Below are 19,969 nucleotides of genomic sequence, written 5' to 3'. Positions count from 1 at the left end.
GGCCCTCACGCCTTCCGGTGCCCTATCAGCCGTGGCTTCTGCTCCAGGCCGTCCAGACCGTGCCAGGCCAGGTTGACCAGGTGGGCGGCGACCTCCGCCTTCTTCGGGCGGCGCACGTCCAGCCACCACTGGCCGGTCAGCGCGACCATGCCCACCAGCGCCTGCGCGTACAGCGGGGCCAGCTTCGGGTCGAAGCCGCGGGACTTGAACTCGCGGCCCAGGATGTCCTCCACCTGGGTGGCGATGTCCGAGATCAGCGAGGCGAAGGACCCCGTCGACTGCGGGATGGGGGAGTCGCGGACCAGGATCCGGAAACCGTCCGTGTACTCCTCGATGTAGTCGAGGAGCGCGAAGGCGGCCTGCTCGCACAGCTCCCGCGGATGCCCGGCCGTCAGCGAACCGGTCACCATGTCGAGCAGCCGCCCCATCTCCCGGTCCACCACCACCGCGTAGAGCCCCTCCTTGCCGCCGAAGTGCTCGTAGACCACCGGCTTGGAGACCCCCGCCTTCGCCGCGATCTCCTCCACCGAGGTGCCCTCGAACCCCTTCGCCGCGAAGAGGGTGCGACCGATCTCCAACAGTTGCTGGCGGCGCTCCGCCCCGGTCATCCGGGTACGGCGCGTCCGCCGCTGCTTGCCGTCGGGACTGGGGGTGCTGGAGTCGGTCGCCACGGCGTCAATCATGCCGCCTTCGCGGGCTCCACCCCCTGTCGGGAGCCGCCGTCCCCGGTGTTACGGCGCGAATCGATACGCGAGCGTGACGGCCAGCGCACGTCGTACGCCCAGCCCAGCTGCTCGCACCAGCGGATGATCCGCGCCGACGAGTCCAGCTGCCCGCGCTCCACACCGTGCCGCGCGGAGGTCGGGTCGGCGTGGTGCAGGTTGTGCCAGGACTCGCCGCAGGACAGCACCGCCAGCCACCACACGTTGCCCGAGCGGTCCCGCGACCTGAACGGCCGCTTGCCCACCGCGTGGCAGATCGAGTTGATCGACCACGTCACATGGTGGAGCAGCGCCACCCGCACGAGTGAACCCCAGAAGAACCCGGTGAACGCGCCCCACCAGGACATCGTCGCCAGACCGCCGATCAGCGGCGGCAGCGCCAGCGACAGCATGGTCCAGTAGACGAACTGCCGCGAGATCGCCCGGATGGCCGGGTCCTTGATCAGATCGGGGGCGTACTTCTCCTGGTTGGTCTGCTCCTCGTCGAACATCCACGCGATGTGCGCCCACCACAGGCCCTTGATCAGCGCCGGCACGGTCTCCCCGTACCGCCACGGGGAGTGCGGGTCGCCCTCCGCGTCGGAGAACTTGTGGTGCTTGCGGTGATCGGCCACCCACCGCACCAGGGGGCCCTCCACCGCCATCGAGCCCGCGACGGCCAGCGCGATCCGCAGCGGCCGCTTCGCCTTGAACGACCCGTGCGTGAAGTACCGGTGGTAACCGATCGTCACGCCGTGACAGCCCAGGTAGTAGAAGAACACCAGCAGACCCAGGTCGAGCCAGCTCACGCCCCAGCCCCACGCCAGCGGCACCGCCGCCAGCAGCGCGAGGAACGGGACGACGATGAACAGCAGAAGGGTGATCTGCTCGATCGAACCCTTCTGCTCGCCGCCCAGAGTGGCGGACGAGGACGAGGCGGCGGGGGGCTGCTGGGCTTCTTCGATCACATCGGAACCAGACGAGGTCATGCGCGTCCCCTGTGGGGTCGAGGGTTGAGACAGGTGCCGATCCGCGGCCACCGCACGGGACTCTAGAACTCATTCCCTACGGTTCCGTAACCTACGGCGACGTAAGTATGGCAGCGAGGCGTCTCACAGCAAGAGCCCGACAGCCTGCGCGTCCTCACGGACACCTATCCTTGAGTCGGTCGGACAGCGCGGTCCGCTCTGTTTCCTTCCCGGATGTCCGGCCCGTATGCGGGGCACGCCCGCCACGGCCGACCGACGGGTACCCCTCCAGATGAGCTTCAACACTGCAAGGAGCCGCACCTGTGAGCAGTGCCGACGACCTGACTACCAGTGCCACGACGACCAGCAGTGAGCTGCGCGCCGACATCCGGCGACTGGGAGACCTCCTCGGTGAGACCCTCGTCCGGCAGGAGGGCCCCGAACTGCTGGACCTCGTCGAGCGGGTCCGCCGACTGACCCGCGAGGACGGCGAGGCCGCCGCCGACCTGCTGCGCGGCATCGAACTGGAGACCGCAGCCAAGCTGGTCCGCGCCTTCTCCACTTACTTCCACCTCGCCAACGTCACCGAACAGGTGCACCGCGGCCGCGAGCTGCGCGCCCGCCGCGGCGCCGAGGGCGGCCTGCTCGCCCGCACCGCCGACCGGCTCAAGGACGCCGACCCCGACCACCTGCGCCAGACCGTCCAGAACCTCAACGTCCGCCCGGTGTTCACGGCCCACCCCACCGAGGCCGCACGCCGCTCCGTCCTCAACAAGCTCCGGCGCATCGCCGCACTCCTGGACACCCCCGTCATCGAGTCCGACCGCCGCCGCACCGACGTCCGCCTCGCGGAGAACATCGACCTGGTCTGGCAGACCGACGAGTTGCGCGTCGTACGCCCGGAACCCGCCGACGAGGCCCGCAACGCCATCTACTACCTGGACGAACTGCACGCCGACGCCGTCGGCGACGTCCTGGAGGACCTCACCGCGGAGCTGGAACGGGTCGGCGTCAAGCTCCCCGACGACACCCGCCCGCTCACCTTCGGCACCTGGATCGGCGGCGACCGCGACGGCAACCCCAACGTGACCCCGCAGGTCACCTGGGACGTCCTCATCCTCCAGCACGAACACGGCATCAACGACGCCCTGGAGATGATCGACGAGCTGCGCGGCTTCCTCTCCAACTCCATCCGCTACACCGGCGCCACCGAGGAACTCCTGGAGTCCCTCCGCGCCGACCTGGAGCGGCTCCCCGAGATCAGCCCCCGCTACAAGCGGCTCAACGCCGAGGAGCCCTACCGGCTCAAGGCCACCTGCATCCGGCAGAAGCTGGAGAACACCAAGCGCCGCCTGGCCACCGGCACCCCGCACGAGACCGGCCACGACTACCTCGGCACCGCCGAGCTCCTCGCCGACCTGCGCGTCATCCAGACCTCCCTGCGTGCCCACCGCGGCGGCCTGTTCGCCGACGGCCGCCTCGCCCGGACGATCCGCACCCTCGCCGCCTTCGGCCTCCAGCTCGCCACCATGGACGTCCGCGAGCACGCCGACGCCCACCACCACGCCCTCGGCCAGCTCTTCGACCGCCTCGGCGAGGAGTCCTGGCGCTACGCCGACATGCCCCGGGAGTACCGCGCCAAGCTCCTCGCCAAGGAACTGCGCTCCCGCCGGCCCCTCGCGCCCACCCCGGCACCGGTCGACGCGGCCGGCGAGAAGACCCTCGGCGTCTTCCAGACCGTGAAGAAGGCCCTGGAGGTCTTCGGACCCGAGGTCGTCGAGTCGTACATCATCTCCATGTGCCGGGGCGCCGACGACGTCTTCGCCGCCGCGGTGCTCGCCCGCGAGGCCGGACTGCTCGACCTGCACGCCGGCTGGGCGAAGATCGGCATCGTGCCGCTCCTGGAGACCACCGACGAGCTCAAGGCCGCCGACACCATCCTGGAGGACATGCTCGCCGACCCCTCGTACCGCCGGCTGGTGGCACTGCGCGGGGACGTCCAGGAGGTCATGCTCGGCTACTCCGACTCCTCCAAGTTCGGCGGCATCACCACCTCCCAGTGGGAGATCCACCGCGCCCAGCGCCGCCTGCGCGACGTCGCCCACCGCTACGGGGTGCGGCTGCGCCTCTTCCACGGCCGCGGCGGCACCGTCGGCCGCGGCGGCGGCCCCTCGCACGACGCGATCCTCGCCCAGCCCTGGGGCACCCTGGAAGGCGAGATCAAGGTCACCGAGCAGGGCGAGGTCATCTCCGACAAGTACCTCATCCCCTCCCTCGCCCGGGAGAACCTGGAACTGACCGTCGCGGCCACCCTCCAGGCCTCCGCCCTGCACACGGCCCCCCGCCAGTCCGTGGAAGCCCTCGCCCGCTGGGACGCCGCCATGGACGTCGTCTCCGACGCCGCCCACGCCGCCTACCGCCGCCTCGTGGAGGACCCGGACCTGCCGACGTACTTCCTCGCGTCGACCCCGGTGGACCAGCTCGCCGACCTGCACCTGGGCTCCCGGCCCTCCCGCCGCCCCGGCTCCGGCGTCTCGCTCGACGGCCTGCGCGCCATCCCGTGGGTGTTCGGCTGGACCCAGTCCCGGCAGATCGTCCCCGGCTGGTTCGGCGTCGGCTCCGGCCTCAAGGCCCTGCGCGAGGCCGGCCTCGACACCGTCCTGGACGAGATGCACGAACAGTGGCACTTCTTCCGGAACTTCATCTCCAACGTCGAGATGACCCTCGCCAAGACGGACCTGCGGATCGCCCAGCACTACGTCGACACCCTCGTCCCCGACGAGCTCAAGCACGTGTTCGACACCATCAAGGCCGAGCACGAGCTGACCGTCGCCGAGGTCCTGAAGATCACCGGAGAGGCCGAACTCCTCGACGCCACCCCGGCCCTCAAGCAGACCTTCACCATCCGCGACGCCTACCTGGACCCGATCTCCTACCTCCAGGTCACCCTGCTCAAGCGCCAGCGTGACGCGGCCGCGGCGGGCGCCGAACCCGACCCGCTCCTCGCCCGCGCCCTCCTCCTCACCGTCAACGGCGTGGCGGCGGGCCTGCGCAACACCGGCTGACCGCCGCTCTCGGACACGACTGTGCCCCCGGGGGCGTCCGTACCCCCGGGGGCACAGTCCTGTGTGGCTACCGCGCCGTGACGAAGGCCGCCGTGAGCAGCGCGAGCCCCGAGATCCCCAGCACCCACGCCACCCGGCTCAGCCGCAGCCCGCCGGCCACCACCACCGACGCCAGCAGCAACGCCCCGCCGAACGGCACCCAGGAGTACAGGAACCCCGCAGTGCCGGCCCGCACCACCTCGTCGGTACCGGGCTTCACGATCACGTCGTACGTCCGCCCCTCGCGCACCGCGACCGACCTGTCGATGACGACCCCGGGGCGCGCCGAGGCGCCGGGCGAGACGGGGGTGAACGGTCCCGAGCAGCTGTCCGCACCGCACGAGGTCACCCTGACCGTGCCCCGCTCCTTGCCCTTCGTCAGCATCACGTGCTGCGCGGTGCCCCAGGAGCCCCACACCCCGCCGACCAGGATCAGCACGGCGACCGCGCCCATCGTCACGACACGCAGCGCGTCGACCGCGGCCGTACGGGAGGAGGTCGCGGAGGCAGCAGGCATGGCCGGGATCATTGGCCATGTCCCTACGGCCGGTCAACTTCCATGGGGGACAAGTCAGGAGTTGTACGTGCTTTGCGCCCGCTCCAGCCCCTCCGTCACCAGCGCCTCCACCGCGTCGGCCGCGCGGTCCACGCAGTAGTCCAGCTCCTTGCGCTCGGCCGAGGAGAAGTCCTTCAGCACGAAGTCCGCGACCTGCATACGACCCGGAGGGCGCCCGATTCCGAACCGCAGCCGGTGGTAGTCCGGACCCATCGCCTTCGTCATCGACTTCAGCCCGTTGTGGCCGTTGTCGCCGCCGCCCAGCTTGAGGCGCAGGGTGCCGTAGTCGATGTCCAGCTCGTCATGGACCGCCACGATGTGGGCGAGCGGCACCTTGTAGAAGTCGCGCAGCGCGTTCACCGGACCGCCGGACAGATTCATGAACGACATCGGCTTCGCCAGGATCACCCGCCGGTTCGCCGGCCCCGGCGCCCCGATCCGCCCCTCCACGACCTGCGCCTGCGCCTTCCCGGCCCGCTTGAACTTCCCGCCGATCCGGTCGGCGAGCAGATCCACGACCATGAACCCGACGTTGTGTCGGTTCGCCGCGTACTCCGGCCCGGGATTCCCGAGACCGACGATCAGCCAGGGGGCGTTGGCGGGGGAGGCCCCGGTGGGGGTGGTCACGTCCATGTCTCCTTGATACGCGCCAGCCGCCGCTCCCGGGAGGAAGCAGCGGCTGACGAACGATGAAACGAAGGTGAGGATCAGGCCTCGGCGGCCTCTTCGCCCTCGGCGGCCTCGCCCTCCGGGGCCTCCTCGGCCTGCGCGGCCAGCACCTGGAGGACGACCGCGTCCTCCTCGACGGCCAGGGTCACGCCGGACGGCAGGGTGATGTCCTTGGCGAGGACGGAGGCACCGGCCTCCAGGCCCTCGACGGAGACGGTGACGGCCTCGGGGATGTGGGTGGCCTCGGCCTCGACCGGCAGCGCGTTCAGGACGTGCTCCAGCAGGTTGCCGCCGGGGGCCAGCTCGCCCTCGGTGTGCACCGGGATCTCGACCGTGACCTTCTCGCCCCGCTTGACCAGCAGCAGGTCGACGTGCTCCAGGAAGCCCTTGATCGGGTCGCGCTGCACGGACTTCGGGATCGCCAGCTCGTTGGTCTTGCCGTCGATGTCCAGGGAGATCAGGACGTTCGGCGTACGCAGCGCGAGCAGCAGGTCGTGGCCCGGCAGGGTCAGGTGGATCGGGTCGGAACCGTGGCCGTACAGGACACCGGGGACCTGGGAGGCGCGGCGGATACGACGCGCGGCACCCTTGCCGAACTCGGTGCGCGTCTGGGCGGCGAGCTTCACCTCGGACATGTGGATCACTCCTCGTAAAGACAGATGCGGACGTGGTCACCCGGCCACGAACGGCCTGCTACGAAGAGCGCGTCGATAACGGAGGCGTGGCCTCCCTCGCCGAGCAACTGGAGAAGTCTACTCGGCGCGGGAGGCCACGGAAAAATCGATCATCGGCGCCCACCGGCGCGGGCGATCATGCAGAAGCGTTTTTACAGCTCACTGCTCGTCGAACAGGCTCGTCACCGAACCGTCCTCGAACACCTCACGCACCGCACTCGCGATCGTCGGCGCGATCGACAGCACCGTGATCTTGTCCAGATCACGGCTCAGCTCACCCGGCGTCGGCAGCGTGTTCGTCAGCACGAACTCACTCACCCGGGAGTTCTTCAGCCGGTCCGCCGCCGGACCCGACAGCACACCGTGCGTCGCCGTCACGATGACGTCCTCCGCACCGTGCGCGAACAACGCGTCCGCGGCCGCACAGATCGTGCCACCCGTGTCGATCATGTCGTCGACCAGCACACACACCCGGCCCTCGACCTCACCCACGACCTCGTGGACGGTCACCTGGTTCGCCACGTCCTTGTCACGCCGCTTGTGCACGATCGCCAGCGGCGCACCCAGCCGGTCGCACCAACGGTCCGCCACCCGCACCCGGCCGGCGTCCGGAGACACGATCGTCAGCTTGTCCTTGTCCACCTTCCTGCCCACGTAGTCCGCCAGCAGCGGAAGCGCGAACAGGTGGTCCACCGGACCGTCGAAGAAACCCTGGATCTGATCCGTGTGCAGATCCACCGTGAGGATCCGGTCCGCACCCGCCGTCTTCATCAGATCCGCGATCAGCCGCGCCGAGATCGGTTCACGACCCCGGTGCTTCTTGTCCTGCCGCGCGTAACCGTAGAACGGCACGATCACGGTGATGGAGCGGGCCGACGCACGCTTCAGCGCGTCGATCATGATCAACTGCTCCATGATCCACTGGTTGATCGGAGCCGTGTGGCTCTGGATCACGAAGCAGTCGGCACCGCGCGCCGACTCCTGGTAACGGACGTAGATCTCGCCGTTCGCGAAGTCGAAGGCCTTCGTCGGGACGACCCCGACACCCAGCTGCTGGGCGACCTCCTCGGCAAGCTCGGGGTGGGCGCGGCCGGAGAAGAACATCATCTTCTTCTCGCCGGTCGTCTTGATCCCGGTCACAGCACTGTCTCCTCAGAGGTGTCTCAGCCGTACAGCCGCATGTGCGGTGACCTCCACGCCGGACGCGGAGGGCCGAATCAGCTGGTTAGGTGCGGGTGTGCACTTATCACGGTACGACGTCTTCGGCGCACCTGTTTCCGGTCAGTCCTCGCTCGCGCCCCGCCGGGAAGCCGCCTCGGCCGCCTTCGCCGCCGCGCTCCCCGGACGCTTCCGGGCCACCCAACCCTCGATATTCCGCTGCTGACCGCGGGCCACGGCCAGCGAACCGGGCGGCACGTCCTTCGTGATCACGGACCCGGCGGCGGTGTACGCACCGTCCCCGACCGTGACAGGAGCCACAAACATGTTGTCCGACCCCGTCTTGCAGTGCGACCCGACGGTGGTGTGATGCTTGTTCTCACCGTCGTAGTTGACGAACACACTCGCCGCACCGATGTTCGAGTACTCCCCGATCGTCGCATCACCGACATACGACAGATGCGGGACCTTCGTCCCCTCCCCGATCGAGGCGTTCTTCGTCTCCACGTACGTACCGATCTTGCCCTTCGCCCCCAGCCGCGTCCCCGGCCGTAGATACGCGTACGGCCCCACCGACGCGTCCGCACCGATCTGCGCCGACTCCGACACCGTGTTGTCCACCCGCGCCCCCGCACCCACCCGCGTGTCCCGCAGCCGGCTGTTCGGCCCGACCTCCGCACCCTCCGCCACATGCGTCGTACCGAGCAACTGCGTCCCCGGATGCACGACCACGTCCTGCCCGAACGTCACCGTCACATCCACCCACGTGGTGGCCGGGTCGATCACCGTCACCCCGGCGAGCATCGCCCGCTCCAGCAGCCGGTCGTTCAGGATCCGGCGCGCCTGCGCCAGCTGCACCCGGTTGTTGATCCCCGCGATCTCCCGGTGGTCCGCCGCCACCGAAGCACCCACCCGGTGCCCGGCCTCCCGCAGGATCCCCAGTACGTCCGTCAGGTACTCCTCACCCTGACTGTTGTCCGTGCGTACCTTCCCCAACGCGTCCGCCAGCAACCGGCCGTCGAACGCGAACACACCCGAGTTGATCTCCCGGATCGCCCGCTGCTCCTCCGAGGCGTCCTTGTGCTCCACGATCGCCGTCACGGCACCCGAACCGGCGTCGCGCACGATACGGCCGTACCCCGTCGCGTCCGGCACCTCCGCCGTCAGCACGGTCACCGCGTTGCCGTCGGTGTGGTGGGTCTCCGCGAGCCGGGTGAGCGTCTCCCCGGTCAGCAACGGGGTGTCCCCGCACACCACGACCACGGTTCCGTCGACCGCCCCGCCCAGCTCCTCCAACGCCATCCGGACGGCGTGCCCGGTGCCGTTCTGCTGCTCCTGCACGGCGGTACGGACGGCCGCGTCGACCTCGCCGAGATGCGCGGCGACCTGCTCGCGCGCGTGCCCGACCACGACGACCAGGTGCTCGGGGTCCAACTCACGGGAGGCGGCGAGCACATGACCCACCAGGGAACGGCCGCAGATGTCGTGCAGGACCTTGGGTGTGGCCGACTTCATACGGGTGCCCTCACCCGCTGCGAGAACGACGACGGCTGCCGGGCGAATGGCGCTCACGGATGTGCCCTTCGGCTTTGGACGGGTGGGGGTGACATCCGCAGGATACCGGGGCGTTTACCGGGCGACATGAGAGCGGGCCCTGACGGTGCTGTCAGGGCCCGAACCCAGGTCTTGTCTGCTGTGAGCTCCCCCGCAAGGATTCGAACCTTGTCCTGCTAGATCCAAAATCTAGTGTGCTGCCGGTTACACCACGGGGGACAGCGCTTCAGACCTTACCCGAGCCGCCCCTCTGCCTGGGCCACGATTCCGCTCCACCAGCCCTCGATACGGTTGTACAAGTGGGCGCTGCGGGCCACGCCGATGACGAGACAACCGTGGTAGTCGTCGCCGGTGTTCTTGCGGACAGTCTTCGGGTTGTGCTTCTTGAGCGTCGGCCTGGCGAAGACCTCCGGGTCGATGTCCGCGATCCCCGCCCAGAACCGATGCGCCGTTTCGACGTCGGCCGATTCGTGGATGAGCAGCCGGAAACCCAGCCTCCCCCGCTCCACCTCCAGGAGATCGAGCCAGGCGAGGTAGACGCGGATCACCCCCGGGTCGCTGTTGACGAAGACCGCCCGCTCCCGCCGGTCGTACGGCTTGCTCTTCGACCCCTCGGCCCAGTACAGCGCGACGCCTGCCATGAACAGCTCGCGGTCCGTCATCTCGCCGATCTCCCGATGGGCGCTCGCCTTGGTCTTCTTCCGCTCCTCGTCATCGGCCGCGCGGCGCTTCGCGAGCCCCTCCTGCATGAGAGCCCGTTGTTCTTCCGGGGTGTACCGAGGCTCCGGGCGCGGCAGGTCCCGGACCCACAGTGACACCGAGCTTCGCGAACAACCCAGCTCCGCCTCGATCCGGTCGTACGTCCAGCCCTGCAACCGCAACTCTCGTGCCCTTGCCCGCAGCCCGTCCTTGGCGTTCGGGCGCTTGGTCCACTCCGGCGGCGGTTCCCCCTTCACCAGTTGGTTGAGGAGGTCGTTGTTGAAGACCTTCAGTTCGTCGCGGATCTGCCGCAGGCTGTAGCCCCGCCGCCGGAGTGCCACCGCCTGGTCCCGTAGGGCCTCGAAGTCCTGGTATTTGCCCGGTGTATGTGCCATGGGCATACGGTCCGGGTGGAATGGTGGGTTCCGGGGGTGAGCGAGGGATGGTTCAGCAGTTCGAGGGTTTCCGGGGGGTTTCGGTGTTGTTCGGTTACGGAGTGTGGTGTAGGGCAGTAGACGAAACTCACCGGAAAAGCCCACCCTCGCGCCCGTAGGCTGGACGCATGACCACGACGGGGGCAGACCACGCGACGGCCGTGACCGGGCCGTGGTGGTGGTCGCGGTGGCGTAGTGCGGTGCTGGACGGGGTGCTCGCCCTGGTGTCGGCGTTGGAGTGCGGCGCGGAGGGGATCCCGTTCGCGCGGGACGCGGGGATCCCGTTGGCGGCGGGGATCGTGTTCGGTCTGCTGGCCGGTTCCGTGCTGGTGCTGCGCAGGAAGTGGCCGATCGCTGTCGTCCTGGTCGCGATCGCCGTCACGCCGGCCCAGATGGGCTTCCTGATGGGCATCGTCGGCCTGTACACGCTGGCCGCGGCGGAGCTGCCGCGCCGGATCATCGTGGCGCTGGCGGGGATGTCGCTGGTCGGCACGATGATCGTGACGTTCGTGCGGGTGAAGCAGGACATGGCGCGGGGGGATCTGACGCTGGGGGACTGGTTCGTGCCCTTCGCGGCGGTCACCACGTCCCTCGGTCTGACGGCGCCGCCGTTGCTGCTCGGGTTGTACGTGGGTGCGCGGCGCCGGCTGATGGAGAGCCTGCGGGAGCGGGCGGACAGTCTGGAGCGGGAGTTGCAGCTGCTCGCGGAGCGCGCGGAGGAGCGTGCGGAGTGGGCGCGGGGTGAGGAGCGGACGCGGATCGCGCGGGAGATGCATGACGTGGTCGCGCACCGGGTGTCGTTGATGGTGGTGCATGCGGCGGCGTTGCAGGCGGTGGCGCGCAAGGACCCCGAGAAGGCGGTGCGGAACGCGGCGCTGGTGGGGGACATGGGGCGGCAGGCGCTGACGGAGTTGCGGGAGATGCTGGGGGTGCTGCGTTCGGGGGAGGGCGCTCAGCGTCGTACGGCGTCGGCGTCGGCTTCGGTCTCGGTGCCGGGCTCGGGTGCGGCTGCGGCCGCGGCTGCGGTTTCGGTGGCTGTGTCGACGGCGCCGGGTTCGGTGCCGTTGGCGTCGGTGGGGGTGGCGGCCGCGGCGGCGGCTTCGCGGGTGGCCGAGGAGGAGGGGCCGTGGCTGTCGGAGCTCGATGTGCTGATCGGGCAGTCGGCGGCGGCGGGGATGGTGGTGGATCTGTCGGTGGAGGGGGATGTGCGGTCGTACGCGGCGGAGATCGAGCAGACGGCGTTCCGGGTGGTGCAGGAGGCGCTGACCAACGTCCACAAGCATGCGGCGGGTGCGAAGACGCATGTGCGGCTGGCGCACCGGGTGGCGGAGATCGCGATGCAGGTGGAGAACGAGCCGCCGCCGGAGCCGGCGTCGGCGGCGTCGGCCGGGCTGCCGTCGGGGGGTAACGGTCTGGTGGGGATGCGGGAGCGGGTGCTGGGGCTGGGCGGGGTGTTCGTGTCGGGTCCGACGGACGCGGGGGGTTTCCGGGTGTCGGCGGTGATTCCGGCGGCTTGATCGTGCCGGGTGGGGGTCAGCCGTGGGTGGTGAGGCGTTGTGGTGCGATGCCCGCGATGAGGGCGGTGAGGGCGTGGTCGATGTCGGGGCCGACGTACCAGTCGCCGGTGTGGTCGAGGGCGTAGACGCGGCCTTCGGTGTCGACGGCGAGCAGGGCGTGGGTGTCGGTCTCCGCGCCGAGCGGGCAGACCTCGGTGCCGAGGGCGCGGCCCAGGTCGCCGAGGGTGCGGGCGAGGTGGAGGCCGTGCAGCGGGTCGAGGTGGAGGGTGGCGGGGGCGACCTGGCGGCCCGCTGCGGCGGGCGTGATGCGCAGGCCGCCGAACTCGGCCCAGGCCTCGACGGCGGCGGGGAAGACGGCGTGCCGGTGTCCGGCGGGTGAGACGTGGTCGCGCAGGGCGTCGGCCCAGATCTCGGCCTGTTTTATGTCCCAGCGTCCGGGTTGCCAGCCGGCGGTGCGCAGGGCGGTGTCGACGGGCGCCGGGAAGCGTGACGGGGGTCCCGCGGCGGGGCGGGTGAGGCCGAGACTGGCGGACGTGGTGCGGTCGGCGTGCATCTGCCCTTCGTTCGTGTGTGGTGCGGGTGCGGGTGCGGGTGCGGGTGCGGGTGCGTCGTGTGATGGGGGGTGTGGGCGTGTGTCAGTCGTCCTGGGTGGGGTCGACGACGCGGACGCCGAAGTGTGCGGTGAGGGCGGTGCAGGCCCGGCAGGGCGGGGCGAAGCTGCCGTGCAGGGGGTCGCCGTCCTCGCGTATCCGGCGGGCGGTGAGCTTGGCCTGCTTGAGGGCTTTGCGGGCCTCGCCGTTGGTCATGGGTTTGCGCAGGGCGCGTTTGCTGCGGGCGGCGTCGGCGGTGGTGATGTGCCGTGAGATGAGGATGGCCTCGGCGCAGCGGCCGGTGAAGCGGTCGCGCTGTCCGCTGGGGAGGGTGTCGAGGAACTCCTGGACCAGGGGGTGCAGCGGCGGCGGCTGGTCGCCGCGGGCGGCGGTGCCGGTGAGGGTGGCGCCGCGCACGGACAGGGCGGCGGCGACGGTGGGCAGGATGCCGTCACGGCGGTGCTGGAGGGTGGGCGCGGGCGGTGTCCCGGTGCTGCTCCAGCCGATGCGCGGGTCGCCGGTGAGGGCGCTGTGGGCGGCGCCGGGTACGGCGTTGTGAGGTCCCGTCTGTGTGGCGTTCATGATCGTCTTCCCCTCCCGGGCATCCCCCCGAAAGTCACAGACTGCCAAATCCCGTGGCGGGTGCGGTAGCTGGGGCGTCACGACACGCCCGGGTTTGGGCGGGCTGTCACGGCGGGGTGACGGCTGGTCACGAAGCGGAGGGCCGGTGACCGGGGTTCGCGTACCGCATAGGCTGTCGGCACCGCGATGGGCGCGGTCGACGCGTCTGGGACGTGGGAGAGACAGCCGGATACGGGCCGTGGCGCGCCGCAGGGGTGTGGTCCGGACTCGTACAGAGTGCCGCAGGGGGCAACCGTCATGACGACAGGTCGGCTCGGGCAGGCCGCGCCGCCGAACGCGGCCTATGCCGGGCAGGTCGTGCATTTCCCGGATCCGGTCCGGGCGGCACGTCACCCGAGAGGGGTACGTGTCGACGAGCGTGGCTACCCCGATTTCTCGCCCTACGCGCGTGCGGTGGCGGAGATCGCCGATCCGCCGGAGGGCTTCGGTGTCGACGAACTGCGGTTGACGGACTTCGTGTCCGCGAACGCGGTGCTGGCGGCTTCGGGTCACGAACTGTGGGACACGGTGCCGGCGGTGGCGACGCCGCACGGCTGGACCTGGCACCACGTGGTGGGGTCGCGGCGGCTCGAGTTGGTTCCGGTCGAGGTGAAGGCGCTGCTGCGGCATCACGGCGGGGTGGCGACGGCGCGGGTGGACCAGGGGAAGCGGGGGACGCGGCCGTTGCAGGAGACGCGTCCGGCACACTTCGGGCTGCCGAAGTCGGGTGTGGCGGTGTCGGAGTCGCAGGTGCAGGGCGTAGAGGAGGACCTGGGGTACCGGCTGCCCGGCGCCTACCGCTCGTTCCTGAAGGCGGCGGGTGGTTGCGCGCCGGTGGGCACGGCGCTGCTCGCCGATCTGGGGTTGCTGGTCGACCAGCCGTTCTTCACGGTGCGGGACGAGGCGGCGGTCAACGACCTCGTGTACGTGAACAAGTGCCTGCGCGACCACCTGACCAAGGACTACCTCGGGGTCTGTTTCGTCCAGGGCGGTCTGGTGGCGGTGAAGGTGCGGGGCGAGCGGCCGGGTTCGGTGTGGTTCTGCGCGTACGACGATGTGCGTGACGTGGATCCCTCGTGGTCGCCGGCGGAGCGGGTGGAGCGGCTGTTGCTGCCGTGCGGTGAGGACTTCGACGTGTTCCTGTCCCGGCTGGCGGGTTCTCCGCCGGAGTTGGAGACGGTGGCGAACCTGATGGTGGACGGCGGTTTCGCGCATGCCGTCCCGGTCGGCTCGGGGGAGTGAGTTTCGGCATGGTGACGTTCGCGCAGGCGCAGGAGCGCGCGGAAGAGTGGATCAACGGGGACGTGCCCGGGTACCAGCACCGTGAGGTGCGGGTGCGGGAGTTCGGGCTCGGGTTCGTGGTGTGGGGCGAGGACCGCGCGGAGGGCCCGCGTTCCGACGCGGGTGGGCAGCGGCTGGTCATCGCCCGGGACAGCGGGGAGGCCACGTTGTGGCCCGCGCTGCCGGTGGGGGAGGTGATCCGCCGGTACGAGGAGGAGTACGGCCGGGAGGCGGAGGTCGCCGACGCGGTGCCGGCGCCGGCCGCCCGGGTGGACCTGAATCAGACGTCGTTCTTGTTGAGCCCGCCGGAGTGGCTCCAGGACGCGGCGGACAAGCTGGGTATTCCGGATCGGCGGTCGGAGGGTTCTGAGAGTTCGGGGGGCTCGGGAGGCGTGGGGGCGCCGGCGGCCGGTTCCGGTGCGGGCGCCGGGGCGACTCCCTGGGCGGGTACGGACACGAATGCGGATGCCGGTGACGACCGTTCCGTCCCGTTGCCCGCGACGGTGTTCGCGCCACCGCTGAGCGACGCGGGCGACGGCGCGCTGGGTGATGCCGAGACGGCGCTGATGTCGGGCGGCAGTCAGCTGCCGCCGACGGCGGTGTCCCCGGCGCTCGACGCCCCGAACGGGCCGGGCGCGCAGGGGGTGCCTGCAACTGAGGGTGGTGCTCCGGGAGCGCCCGGCACGTCCACTGCGCCGGGTGCCCCTGGAGCGCCTGGAGCCCCTGGAGCCCCTGGAGCCTCGGCAACACCGCACGCCGGCAGCAGCACGTCTCCGCCACCCCCGCAGGGACCCCCGTCGTACGGCTATCCGCAGGGCCCGGCGGCATCGGGCCGGGCTCCGCAGGGTCCGGACGCCGCGGGCGGGGCCGGTTTTCCGCAGGCGCCCGCCGGTTCCTCCTACGGTTACCCGCAGGCACCGGCCCCGGCCCCGGCCGGCCCCGGTTACGGCTATCCGCAGCCGCCCGCCGGGGCTCCTCACGCGCCCCAGCCTCCCGTGGGCCCGGGTGCGCCGGGGCGGTCGCTCGCGCCGAACGCCGGTGACATAGCCGAGGCCGCGACGAGCAAGGCGGCGCCTCCGCCCCGCAGGGGACGCGGTGCGGCCGGTGCGCCGCCTCCGCCGCCGGGTGCTCCGGGAGCGCCGGGTGCGCGTCCCGGTGGTGCGCCTGAGCCGTCCGCGCCGGCGGGTGGGTACGCGCCGACGCAGATGGTGTCCTCGCCGGGTCCGGACGGACCTGAGGGGCAGGTGCCCGGTGCGCCGGGCAACAGGCCGCCGGGCGATGTTCATCACGCGGCCACGATGTTGGCCGACCCGAGCGGCATGGGCGCGCAACGGCCGCCGGGCGCCCCCGGCATGACCGGTGCGCCGAACCCGCCCGCCGCTCCCGGCGCTCCCGCAGCCCCGGCCGTCCCTGGCGCTCCGCAACCGCCGGGCGCCCCCGGCATGCCCCCCGCGCCCCCTGGGCAGGGCTCCCCCGGCGGTTCCCGCGGAGCGGTGCACCACGCGGAGACCGTGCTCGCCGCACCCCCGGTGGGTGCCCCCGGTACGCCGCCGGGTGCCCCGCCGATGCCGCCGCCGATGCCGGCCGGGGTCGTGCCGCCGCCGCCCGGGCAGCCGATGCCCGGGCCGTCCGTGCCCGGTGGGATGCCCGCTGGGCCGCCGTCCGCGTACGGCTACCCGCAGCAGGGTCAGCCGACGGTCGGTCCCGGCTACCAGGCGGTGCTGCGCTACCGCGCGCAGGACGGCTCGGAGCAGCAGCTGATCCGGCGTTCGGCGCCGGGCACCCCGCACCCGGAGTGGCAGATCTACCACGAGCTGCGGGCCATGAACGTGCCGCCGGACCAGGTGCTGGAGCTGCACACGGAGCTGGAGTCGTGCGAGCTGCCGGGTGCCTACTGCGCACGGATGATCCGGGAGCAGTGGCCGCAGGCGCGGCTGGCGAGCATCGCGCCGTACGGGACGGACCACGCGAGCCGGCAGCAGGGGATGCGGCAGTTGCTGGCGCATCAGGGCGAGTTGCACCAGGTGGCCGCGGGTCCCGCGCGGCCCGCGCCGGTGCGGGCGCCGTTGCCGCAGGTGCAGGCGGCGCCGCCGATCCCGCCGGAGGCGATCGCGCAGGAGCTGGGCGCGGCGTTCGGTCCCGGCGTGTTCCGGTTCGAGCAGGCGGCGGTGTCGCGGCAGGGCGTTCCGCCGATCGTGGCGCACACGCTGGTGGCCGCGGGGCTGCCGCTGGACATGGGGCCGTTCTTCTGGGCGCAGGCCCAGCCGGGCCGTCCGGTGCCGACGCTGGCGGAGCTGGCGCAGGAGCGCGGGCTGCGGCCGGCGCCGGACGCGGGGTCGTACCTCGTCATGGGCACCGACTTCGGCAAGGCGGTCTGTGTGCAGTACGGCACCGCGAACATCGTGGCGGTACCGGTGGAGGCCGGTCCGGGCGGGGCGTCCGTGCCGCCGCAGTTCGTCAACACCGGGCTGCCGGAGTTCGCCCGCTGTCTGGCGCTGCTGGGCCGGATGTGGCGGCTCAGGTTCGGTCTGAACCAGGAGCAGGCGGGCCGTTGGACCGTCGACTTCCAGGCTCAGCTGGCCTCGCTGGACCCGGCGGCGCTGGGATCGCCGGAGAGCTGGTGGTCGGTGCTGCTGGAACAGATGTGGGACGGGCTGCTGTAGGGAGCGGTGACCGGCCCGGCGCGGAGGCGCTGACCCGCTACCGGAGGGCGCACGGCTGAAGCCGTGCGCCCTCCGGTGCGCTTGTGTGCCCAGGTGCGCCCAGGTGTGCCATGGGGCGCTTCGGCCGTGACATCTCTGCGGAGTGTCGCGTTATGAACACTTACGTCCCATCCATCAAGATGTGCGCGAAATCATCATTTCTCGCGGTCCGGTGGAGAGGGGTTCCCAGGGTGAGCAACGCATCGATGTCGCCGTACGGCTTCGCGACCGTCCGAGGGCGTGGCTACCGCCCCGAGCAGGTCGACTCGTTCCTGGCCGTGCTCTGCGAGGACCGGGACGCGGCCTGGGAGCGTGCCGCGCGGCTCACCGTGCTCGCCAAGGACATGGGTGCGGAGGCCGAGCGGCTGCGGATCGCCGTCGAGCAGCTCCCGCCCCAGTCCTACGGGGCTCTCGGGGACCGTGCGCAGCGGGTGTGGCGGCTGGTGCAGGACGAGGCGGCGGCCCTGCGGGACAACGCCCGGCGGGCGCTGACGGACGGGGCCGCGCAGTGCGAGGAGAGCGTCGAGAACGCGCTTCGGGCGGCGCAGGAGCAGGCCGACGCGCTCCGCGCGGACGCCGAGGAACGCGCCCGTCAGCTGCTCCTCGCCGCGCGGGCGGAGGCGGACGACATCCGTATCGGCGCCCGTCTCGACGTGAAGGAGTGGCGGGGTGAGGCGCTGGCGGCGTTGCGCGAGGTGCGCCAGCGCACCACGGCGATGCTCGCGGAGCAGGCGAAGCAGCATGCCGAGCGGTGGGCCGAGGCGGAGCGCGAGGAGGTCGCGAGCGCCGCCGCGGTCGACGCGCACAACGCCGAGCGCATCGCCCGTGCGGAGGCGGCCCTCGCCGAGGCGGAGCGGGCCCTGGAGGAGGCGGAGGAGTCGGCGCGCCGCTCGGAGGAGGAGGCGCACGCGCGGGCCGCCGAGATCCTCACGGAGGCGCGGTTGCGTGAGGAACGCATCGCGCGGGAGACCGAACGGGTGCTGCGCGAACACGGCGAGACCTGGGACGACGTCCAGGCGCACATGGACCACATGCGCGACAGCCTCATGACCCTGACGGGGCGCGCGGCGGCGGAGTAGCGCGCGGTCACACCCCGGGCAGCCTCACGTCCCCTCGGTAGCTTCATGCCCCCGGGCAGCCTCACGCCCCCTCGGTGTCCTCACGCCCCCGGCGGCCGGCGCCCGCCAGGATCCAGCCCTCGACCGCCTCGTACTGCCGGCGCTGTTCCGCGGCTCCGCGCCGGCCGGAGGCCACCGTCCCGAGCCATCCCAGCAGGAAGCCGGCCGGGATGGAGACGATCCCGGTGGTGGTGAAGGGGAACCAGTTGAAGTCGGCGCCCGGGAAGGCGGCGCCGGGTGAACCCGAGACCAGGTTGGTGCCGGGCATCAGCAGCAGCACGGTGAGGCTGCCGCCGAGGAGCGTGCAGAGCAGGCCGGTGCGGGTGTAGCGGCGCCAGAAGAGGCCGTAGACCAGGGCGGGGGCGAGGGCGGAGGCGCCGAGGCAGAAGGAGAGGGTGACCAGGGGCTGCAGGCTGTGGTGCTGCACGAGGGTCGCCAGCAGGATCGTGGGGACTCCGATGGCGAGCGCGCAGACGCGGGCCAGGCCCATCTCGCGGCGGGCCGGCATCTCCCGGGCGCGGGTGGCGAACACGTCGTGGGCGAGGGAGTTGGCGCAGGCGAGGATCATGCCGGCGACGGAGGCGAGCAGGGTCAGGAAGATCGCCGTGGTGACGGTGGTGAAGAGCAGGGTCTCCGCGGTCGACACGTCGGTTCCGAAGGCCGCGCGGGAGCCCAGCAGGTAGGCGGTGTTGCCCTGCGGGTCGGCGCCGGTGACGGCGGCCCGGCCGACCAGGGCGGTGGCGCCGAACCCGACGACGCTGACGACCAGCGCGAACAGGGCCACGCAGGACACGGCCCAGGACATCGAGCGGCGTACCTGGCGGGCGCTGGAGGCGGTGTACATGCGCATGGTGACGTGCGGCAGGCAGGCGCCGCCGAGGACGATGGTCAGCTCCGAGCTGATCATGTCCAGCCGGGGCGCGGGACCGCCCTTGAACTGGAGGCCCGAGTGCAGGAAGGCGTCACCGGCGCCGCTGCCGCGGGCCGCCGCGCTGAGCAGGGCGCCCGGGTCCCAGTGGAAGCGGTGCAGGACCAGCAGGGCGACCACGGTGCCGGAGCCGAGCAGCATGACGATCTTCAGGATCTGGATGAGGGCGGTGCCCTTCATGCCTCCGATGGCCGCGTAACTGATCATCAGGGTGCCGAGGCCGATGACGCAGCCGGTTCCCACGGACCTGTCGGAGAAGCCGAGGACGAAGGCCAGCAGCTGTCCGGCTCCGGCGAGTTGGACCAGCATCAGCGGCAGCAGGGCGGCGATGGTCACCGCGCAGGCCGCGATCCGTACCGAACGGCCGGGCATCCGGCGGGCCAGCGCGTCGCCCATGGTGAACCGGCCCGCGTTGCGCAGTGGTTCGGCGAGCAGGAACATCAGCAGCAGGAGTGACAGTGCCGTGCTGAGGGCGAGTACGACGCCGTCGTAGCCGCACAGGGCGATCACGCCGCCGGTGCCGAGGACGGTGGCCGCGGAGATGTAGTCGCCGGCGATCGCGAGGCCGTTGCGCAGCGGTGAGAGGGAGCCGTAGCCGGTGTAGAACTCGTCGAGGTCGTCACGGTCCGGGCCGGCCATCACGCACAGCAGCAGGGTGAGCGTGGCGACCGCGGTGAACGCGACCAGGGACATGG

The 19,969-nt window shown here is 71.4% G+C and carries 16 protein-coding genes and 1 tRNA gene; 5 read left to right on the top strand and 12 right to left on the bottom strand.

The genetic code is table 11. The annotated features are described in order from the left end of the window. Positions 1–5: 5 nt before the first annotated feature. Both ACZ3KP_RS14560 and ACZ3KP_RS14555 read right to left on the bottom strand, forming a co-directional pair. Positions 6–683, bottom strand: a complete 678-nt coding sequence (locus ACZ3KP_RS14560) for a TetR family transcriptional regulator (RefSeq protein WP_467499502.1) — start codon at positions 681–683, stop codon at positions 6–8. Continuing rightward, positions 680–1,690 carry an acyl-CoA desaturase gene (locus tag ACZ3KP_RS14555; RefSeq protein ID WP_467499500.1) on the bottom strand — a complete coding sequence of 337 codons (1,011 nt, stop codon included), beginning with the start codon at positions 1,688–1,690 and terminating at the stop codon, positions 680–682. The genes ACZ3KP_RS14560 and ACZ3KP_RS14555 overlap by 4 nt, the downstream gene beginning before the upstream one ends. A gap of 302 nt (positions 1,691–1,992) precedes the next feature. Here ACZ3KP_RS14555 and ppc point away from each other — a divergent pair, with 302 nt between their 5' ends. After that, entirely contained in the window at positions 1,993–4,734 is a 2,742-nt protein-coding gene (gene ppc, locus ACZ3KP_RS14550; protein ID WP_358977022.1) for a phosphoenolpyruvate carboxylase, read from the top strand. A 67-nt stretch (positions 4,735–4,801) separates the two neighbouring features. Here the strand turns inward: ppc and ACZ3KP_RS14545 are convergent, their stop codons facing one another. The 7 genes from ACZ3KP_RS14545 to ACZ3KP_RS14515 form a co-directional block, all read right to left on the bottom strand. Beyond that, positions 4,802–5,302 carry a hypothetical protein gene (locus ACZ3KP_RS14545; RefSeq protein ID WP_467499498.1) on the bottom strand — a complete coding sequence of 167 codons (501 nt, stop codon included), beginning with the start codon at positions 5,300–5,302 and terminating at the stop codon, positions 4,802–4,804. A gap of 42 nt (positions 5,303–5,344) precedes the next feature. Next, positions 5,345–5,962 (bottom strand): aminoacyl-tRNA hydrolase, encoded by a 618-nt coding sequence (gene pth, locus ACZ3KP_RS14540; RefSeq protein WP_467499496.1) that lies wholly within the window; start codon positions 5,960–5,962, stop codon positions 5,345–5,347. A 74-nt stretch (positions 5,963–6,036) separates the two neighbouring features. Next, positions 6,037–6,633 (bottom strand): 50S ribosomal protein L25/general stress protein Ctc, encoded by a 597-nt coding sequence (locus tag ACZ3KP_RS14535; RefSeq protein ID WP_467499494.1) that lies wholly within the window; start codon positions 6,631–6,633, stop codon positions 6,037–6,039. A 198-nt stretch (positions 6,634–6,831) separates the two neighbouring features. Further along, on the bottom strand, positions 6,832–7,812 hold the full coding sequence (locus ACZ3KP_RS14530; protein WP_358977031.1) for a ribose-phosphate diphosphokinase: 981 nt from the start codon (positions 7,810–7,812) through the stop codon (positions 6,832–6,834). Between the two features lie 141 nt (positions 7,813–7,953). After that, the gene (gene glmU / locus ACZ3KP_RS14525) at positions 7,954–9,402 is read right to left on the bottom strand and encodes a bifunctional UDP-N-acetylglucosamine diphosphorylase/glucosamine-1-phosphate N-acetyltransferase GlmU (RefSeq protein WP_467499492.1); all 1,449 of its coding nucleotides are present in this window, start codon (positions 9,400–9,402) and stop codon (positions 7,954–7,956) included. A gap of 128 nt (positions 9,403–9,530) precedes the next feature. Then, positions 9,531–9,603 (bottom strand) — tRNA-Gln (locus ACZ3KP_RS14520). A gap of 14 nt (positions 9,604–9,617) precedes the next feature. Then, the gene (locus ACZ3KP_RS14515) at positions 9,618–10,478 is read right to left on the bottom strand and encodes a hypothetical protein (RefSeq protein WP_467499490.1); all 861 of its coding nucleotides are present in this window, start codon (positions 10,476–10,478) and stop codon (positions 9,618–9,620) included. Between the two features lie 167 nt (positions 10,479–10,645). Here ACZ3KP_RS14515 and ACZ3KP_RS14510 point away from each other — a divergent pair, with 167 nt between their 5' ends. Beyond that, positions 10,646–12,034 (top strand): sensor histidine kinase, encoded by a 1,389-nt coding sequence (locus tag ACZ3KP_RS14510; RefSeq protein WP_467499488.1) that lies wholly within the window; start codon positions 10,646–10,648, stop codon positions 12,032–12,034. 16 nt (positions 12,035–12,050) lie between these two features. On the opposite strand, the gene ACZ3KP_RS14505 is transcribed toward ACZ3KP_RS14510, so the two are convergent. Both ACZ3KP_RS14505 and ACZ3KP_RS14500 read right to left on the bottom strand, forming a co-directional pair. After that, positions 12,051–12,587: an SUKH-3 domain-containing protein gene (locus ACZ3KP_RS14505; protein WP_467499486.1), complete on the bottom strand. Its 537-nt coding sequence runs from the start codon at positions 12,585–12,587 to the stop codon at positions 12,051–12,053. An 82-nt stretch (positions 12,588–12,669) separates the two neighbouring features. Continuing rightward, a complete protein-coding gene (locus ACZ3KP_RS14500) occupies positions 12,670–13,206 on the bottom strand; it encodes a YwqJ-related putative deaminase (protein WP_467499484.1) in 537 nt (178 codons plus the stop codon). Between the two features lie 297 nt (positions 13,207–13,503). Between ACZ3KP_RS14500 and ACZ3KP_RS14495 the strand changes: the two genes are divergently transcribed. From ACZ3KP_RS14495 to ACZ3KP_RS14485, 3 genes are all read left to right on the top strand, one after another. Continuing rightward, a complete protein-coding gene (locus tag ACZ3KP_RS14495) occupies positions 13,504–14,487 on the top strand; it encodes an SMI1/KNR4 family protein (protein ID WP_360561889.1) in 984 nt (327 codons plus the stop codon). 8 nt (positions 14,488–14,495) lie between these two features. Next, complete coding sequence (locus ACZ3KP_RS14490) at positions 14,496–17,189, top strand: SUKH-4 family immunity protein (protein ID WP_467499481.1); 2,694 nt, start codon at positions 14,496–14,498, stop codon at positions 17,187–17,189. A 230-nt stretch (positions 17,190–17,419) separates the two neighbouring features. Further along, complete coding sequence (locus ACZ3KP_RS14485; protein WP_467499479.1) at positions 17,420–18,307, top strand: cellulose-binding protein; 888 nt, start codon at positions 17,420–17,422, stop codon at positions 18,305–18,307. A gap of 61 nt (positions 18,308–18,368) precedes the next feature. Here ACZ3KP_RS14485 and ACZ3KP_RS14480 read toward each other — a convergent pair whose 3' ends face one another. Beyond that, positions 18,369–19,967 (bottom strand): sodium/solute symporter, encoded by a 1,599-nt coding sequence (locus tag ACZ3KP_RS14480; protein WP_467500259.1) that lies wholly within the window; start codon positions 19,965–19,967, stop codon positions 18,369–18,371. Between the last annotated feature and the right edge of the window lie 2 nt (positions 19,968–19,969).

The sequence above is a fragment of the Streptomyces sp. NPDC020958 genome (assembly GCF_055562175.1).
This window is presented reverse-complemented; position numbering and strand designations above follow the sequence as displayed.

Excerpts from the sequence above, each read along its gene's own strand:
- ACZ3KP_RS14495 (WP_360561889.1), top strand. The coding sequence starts at position 13,504 with ATGACGACAGGTCGGCTCGGGCAGGCCGCGCCGCCGAACGCGGCCTAT.
- pth (WP_467499496.1), bottom strand. The coding sequence starts at position 5,962 with ATGGACGTGACCACCCCCACCGGGGCCTCCCCCGCCAACGCCCCCTGG.
- ACZ3KP_RS14490 (WP_467499481.1), top strand. The coding sequence starts at position 14,496 with ATGGTGACGTTCGCGCAGGCGCAGGAGCGCGCGGAAGAGTGGATCAAC.
- ACZ3KP_RS14500 (WP_467499484.1), bottom strand. The coding sequence starts at position 13,206 with ATGAACGCCACACAGACGGGACCTCACAACGCCGTACCCGGCGCCGCC.
- ACZ3KP_RS14560 (WP_467499502.1), bottom strand. The coding sequence starts at position 683 with ATGATTGACGCCGTGGCGACCGACTCCAGCACCCCCAGTCCCGACGGC.
- ACZ3KP_RS14480 (WP_467500259.1), bottom strand. The coding sequence starts at position 19,967 with ATGTCCCTGGTCGCGTTCACCGCGGTCGCCACGCTCACCCTGCTGCTG.
- ACZ3KP_RS14515 (WP_467499490.1), bottom strand. The coding sequence starts at position 10,478 with ATGGCACATACACCGGGCAAATACCAGGACTTCGAGGCCCTACGGGAC.
- ACZ3KP_RS14510 (WP_467499488.1), top strand. The coding sequence starts at position 10,646 with ATGACCACGACGGGGGCAGACCACGCGACGGCCGTGACCGGGCCGTGG.
- ACZ3KP_RS14535 (WP_467499494.1), bottom strand. The coding sequence starts at position 6,633 with ATGTCCGAGGTGAAGCTCGCCGCCCAGACGCGCACCGAGTTCGGCAAG.
- ACZ3KP_RS14505 (WP_467499486.1), bottom strand. The coding sequence starts at position 12,587 with ATGCACGCCGACCGCACCACGTCCGCCAGTCTCGGCCTCACCCGCCCC.
- ACZ3KP_RS14555 (WP_467499500.1), bottom strand. The coding sequence starts at position 1,690 with ATGACCTCGTCTGGTTCCGATGTGATCGAAGAAGCCCAGCAGCCCCCC.
- ACZ3KP_RS14545 (WP_467499498.1), bottom strand. The coding sequence starts at position 5,302 with ATGATCCCGGCCATGCCTGCTGCCTCCGCGACCTCCTCCCGTACGGCC.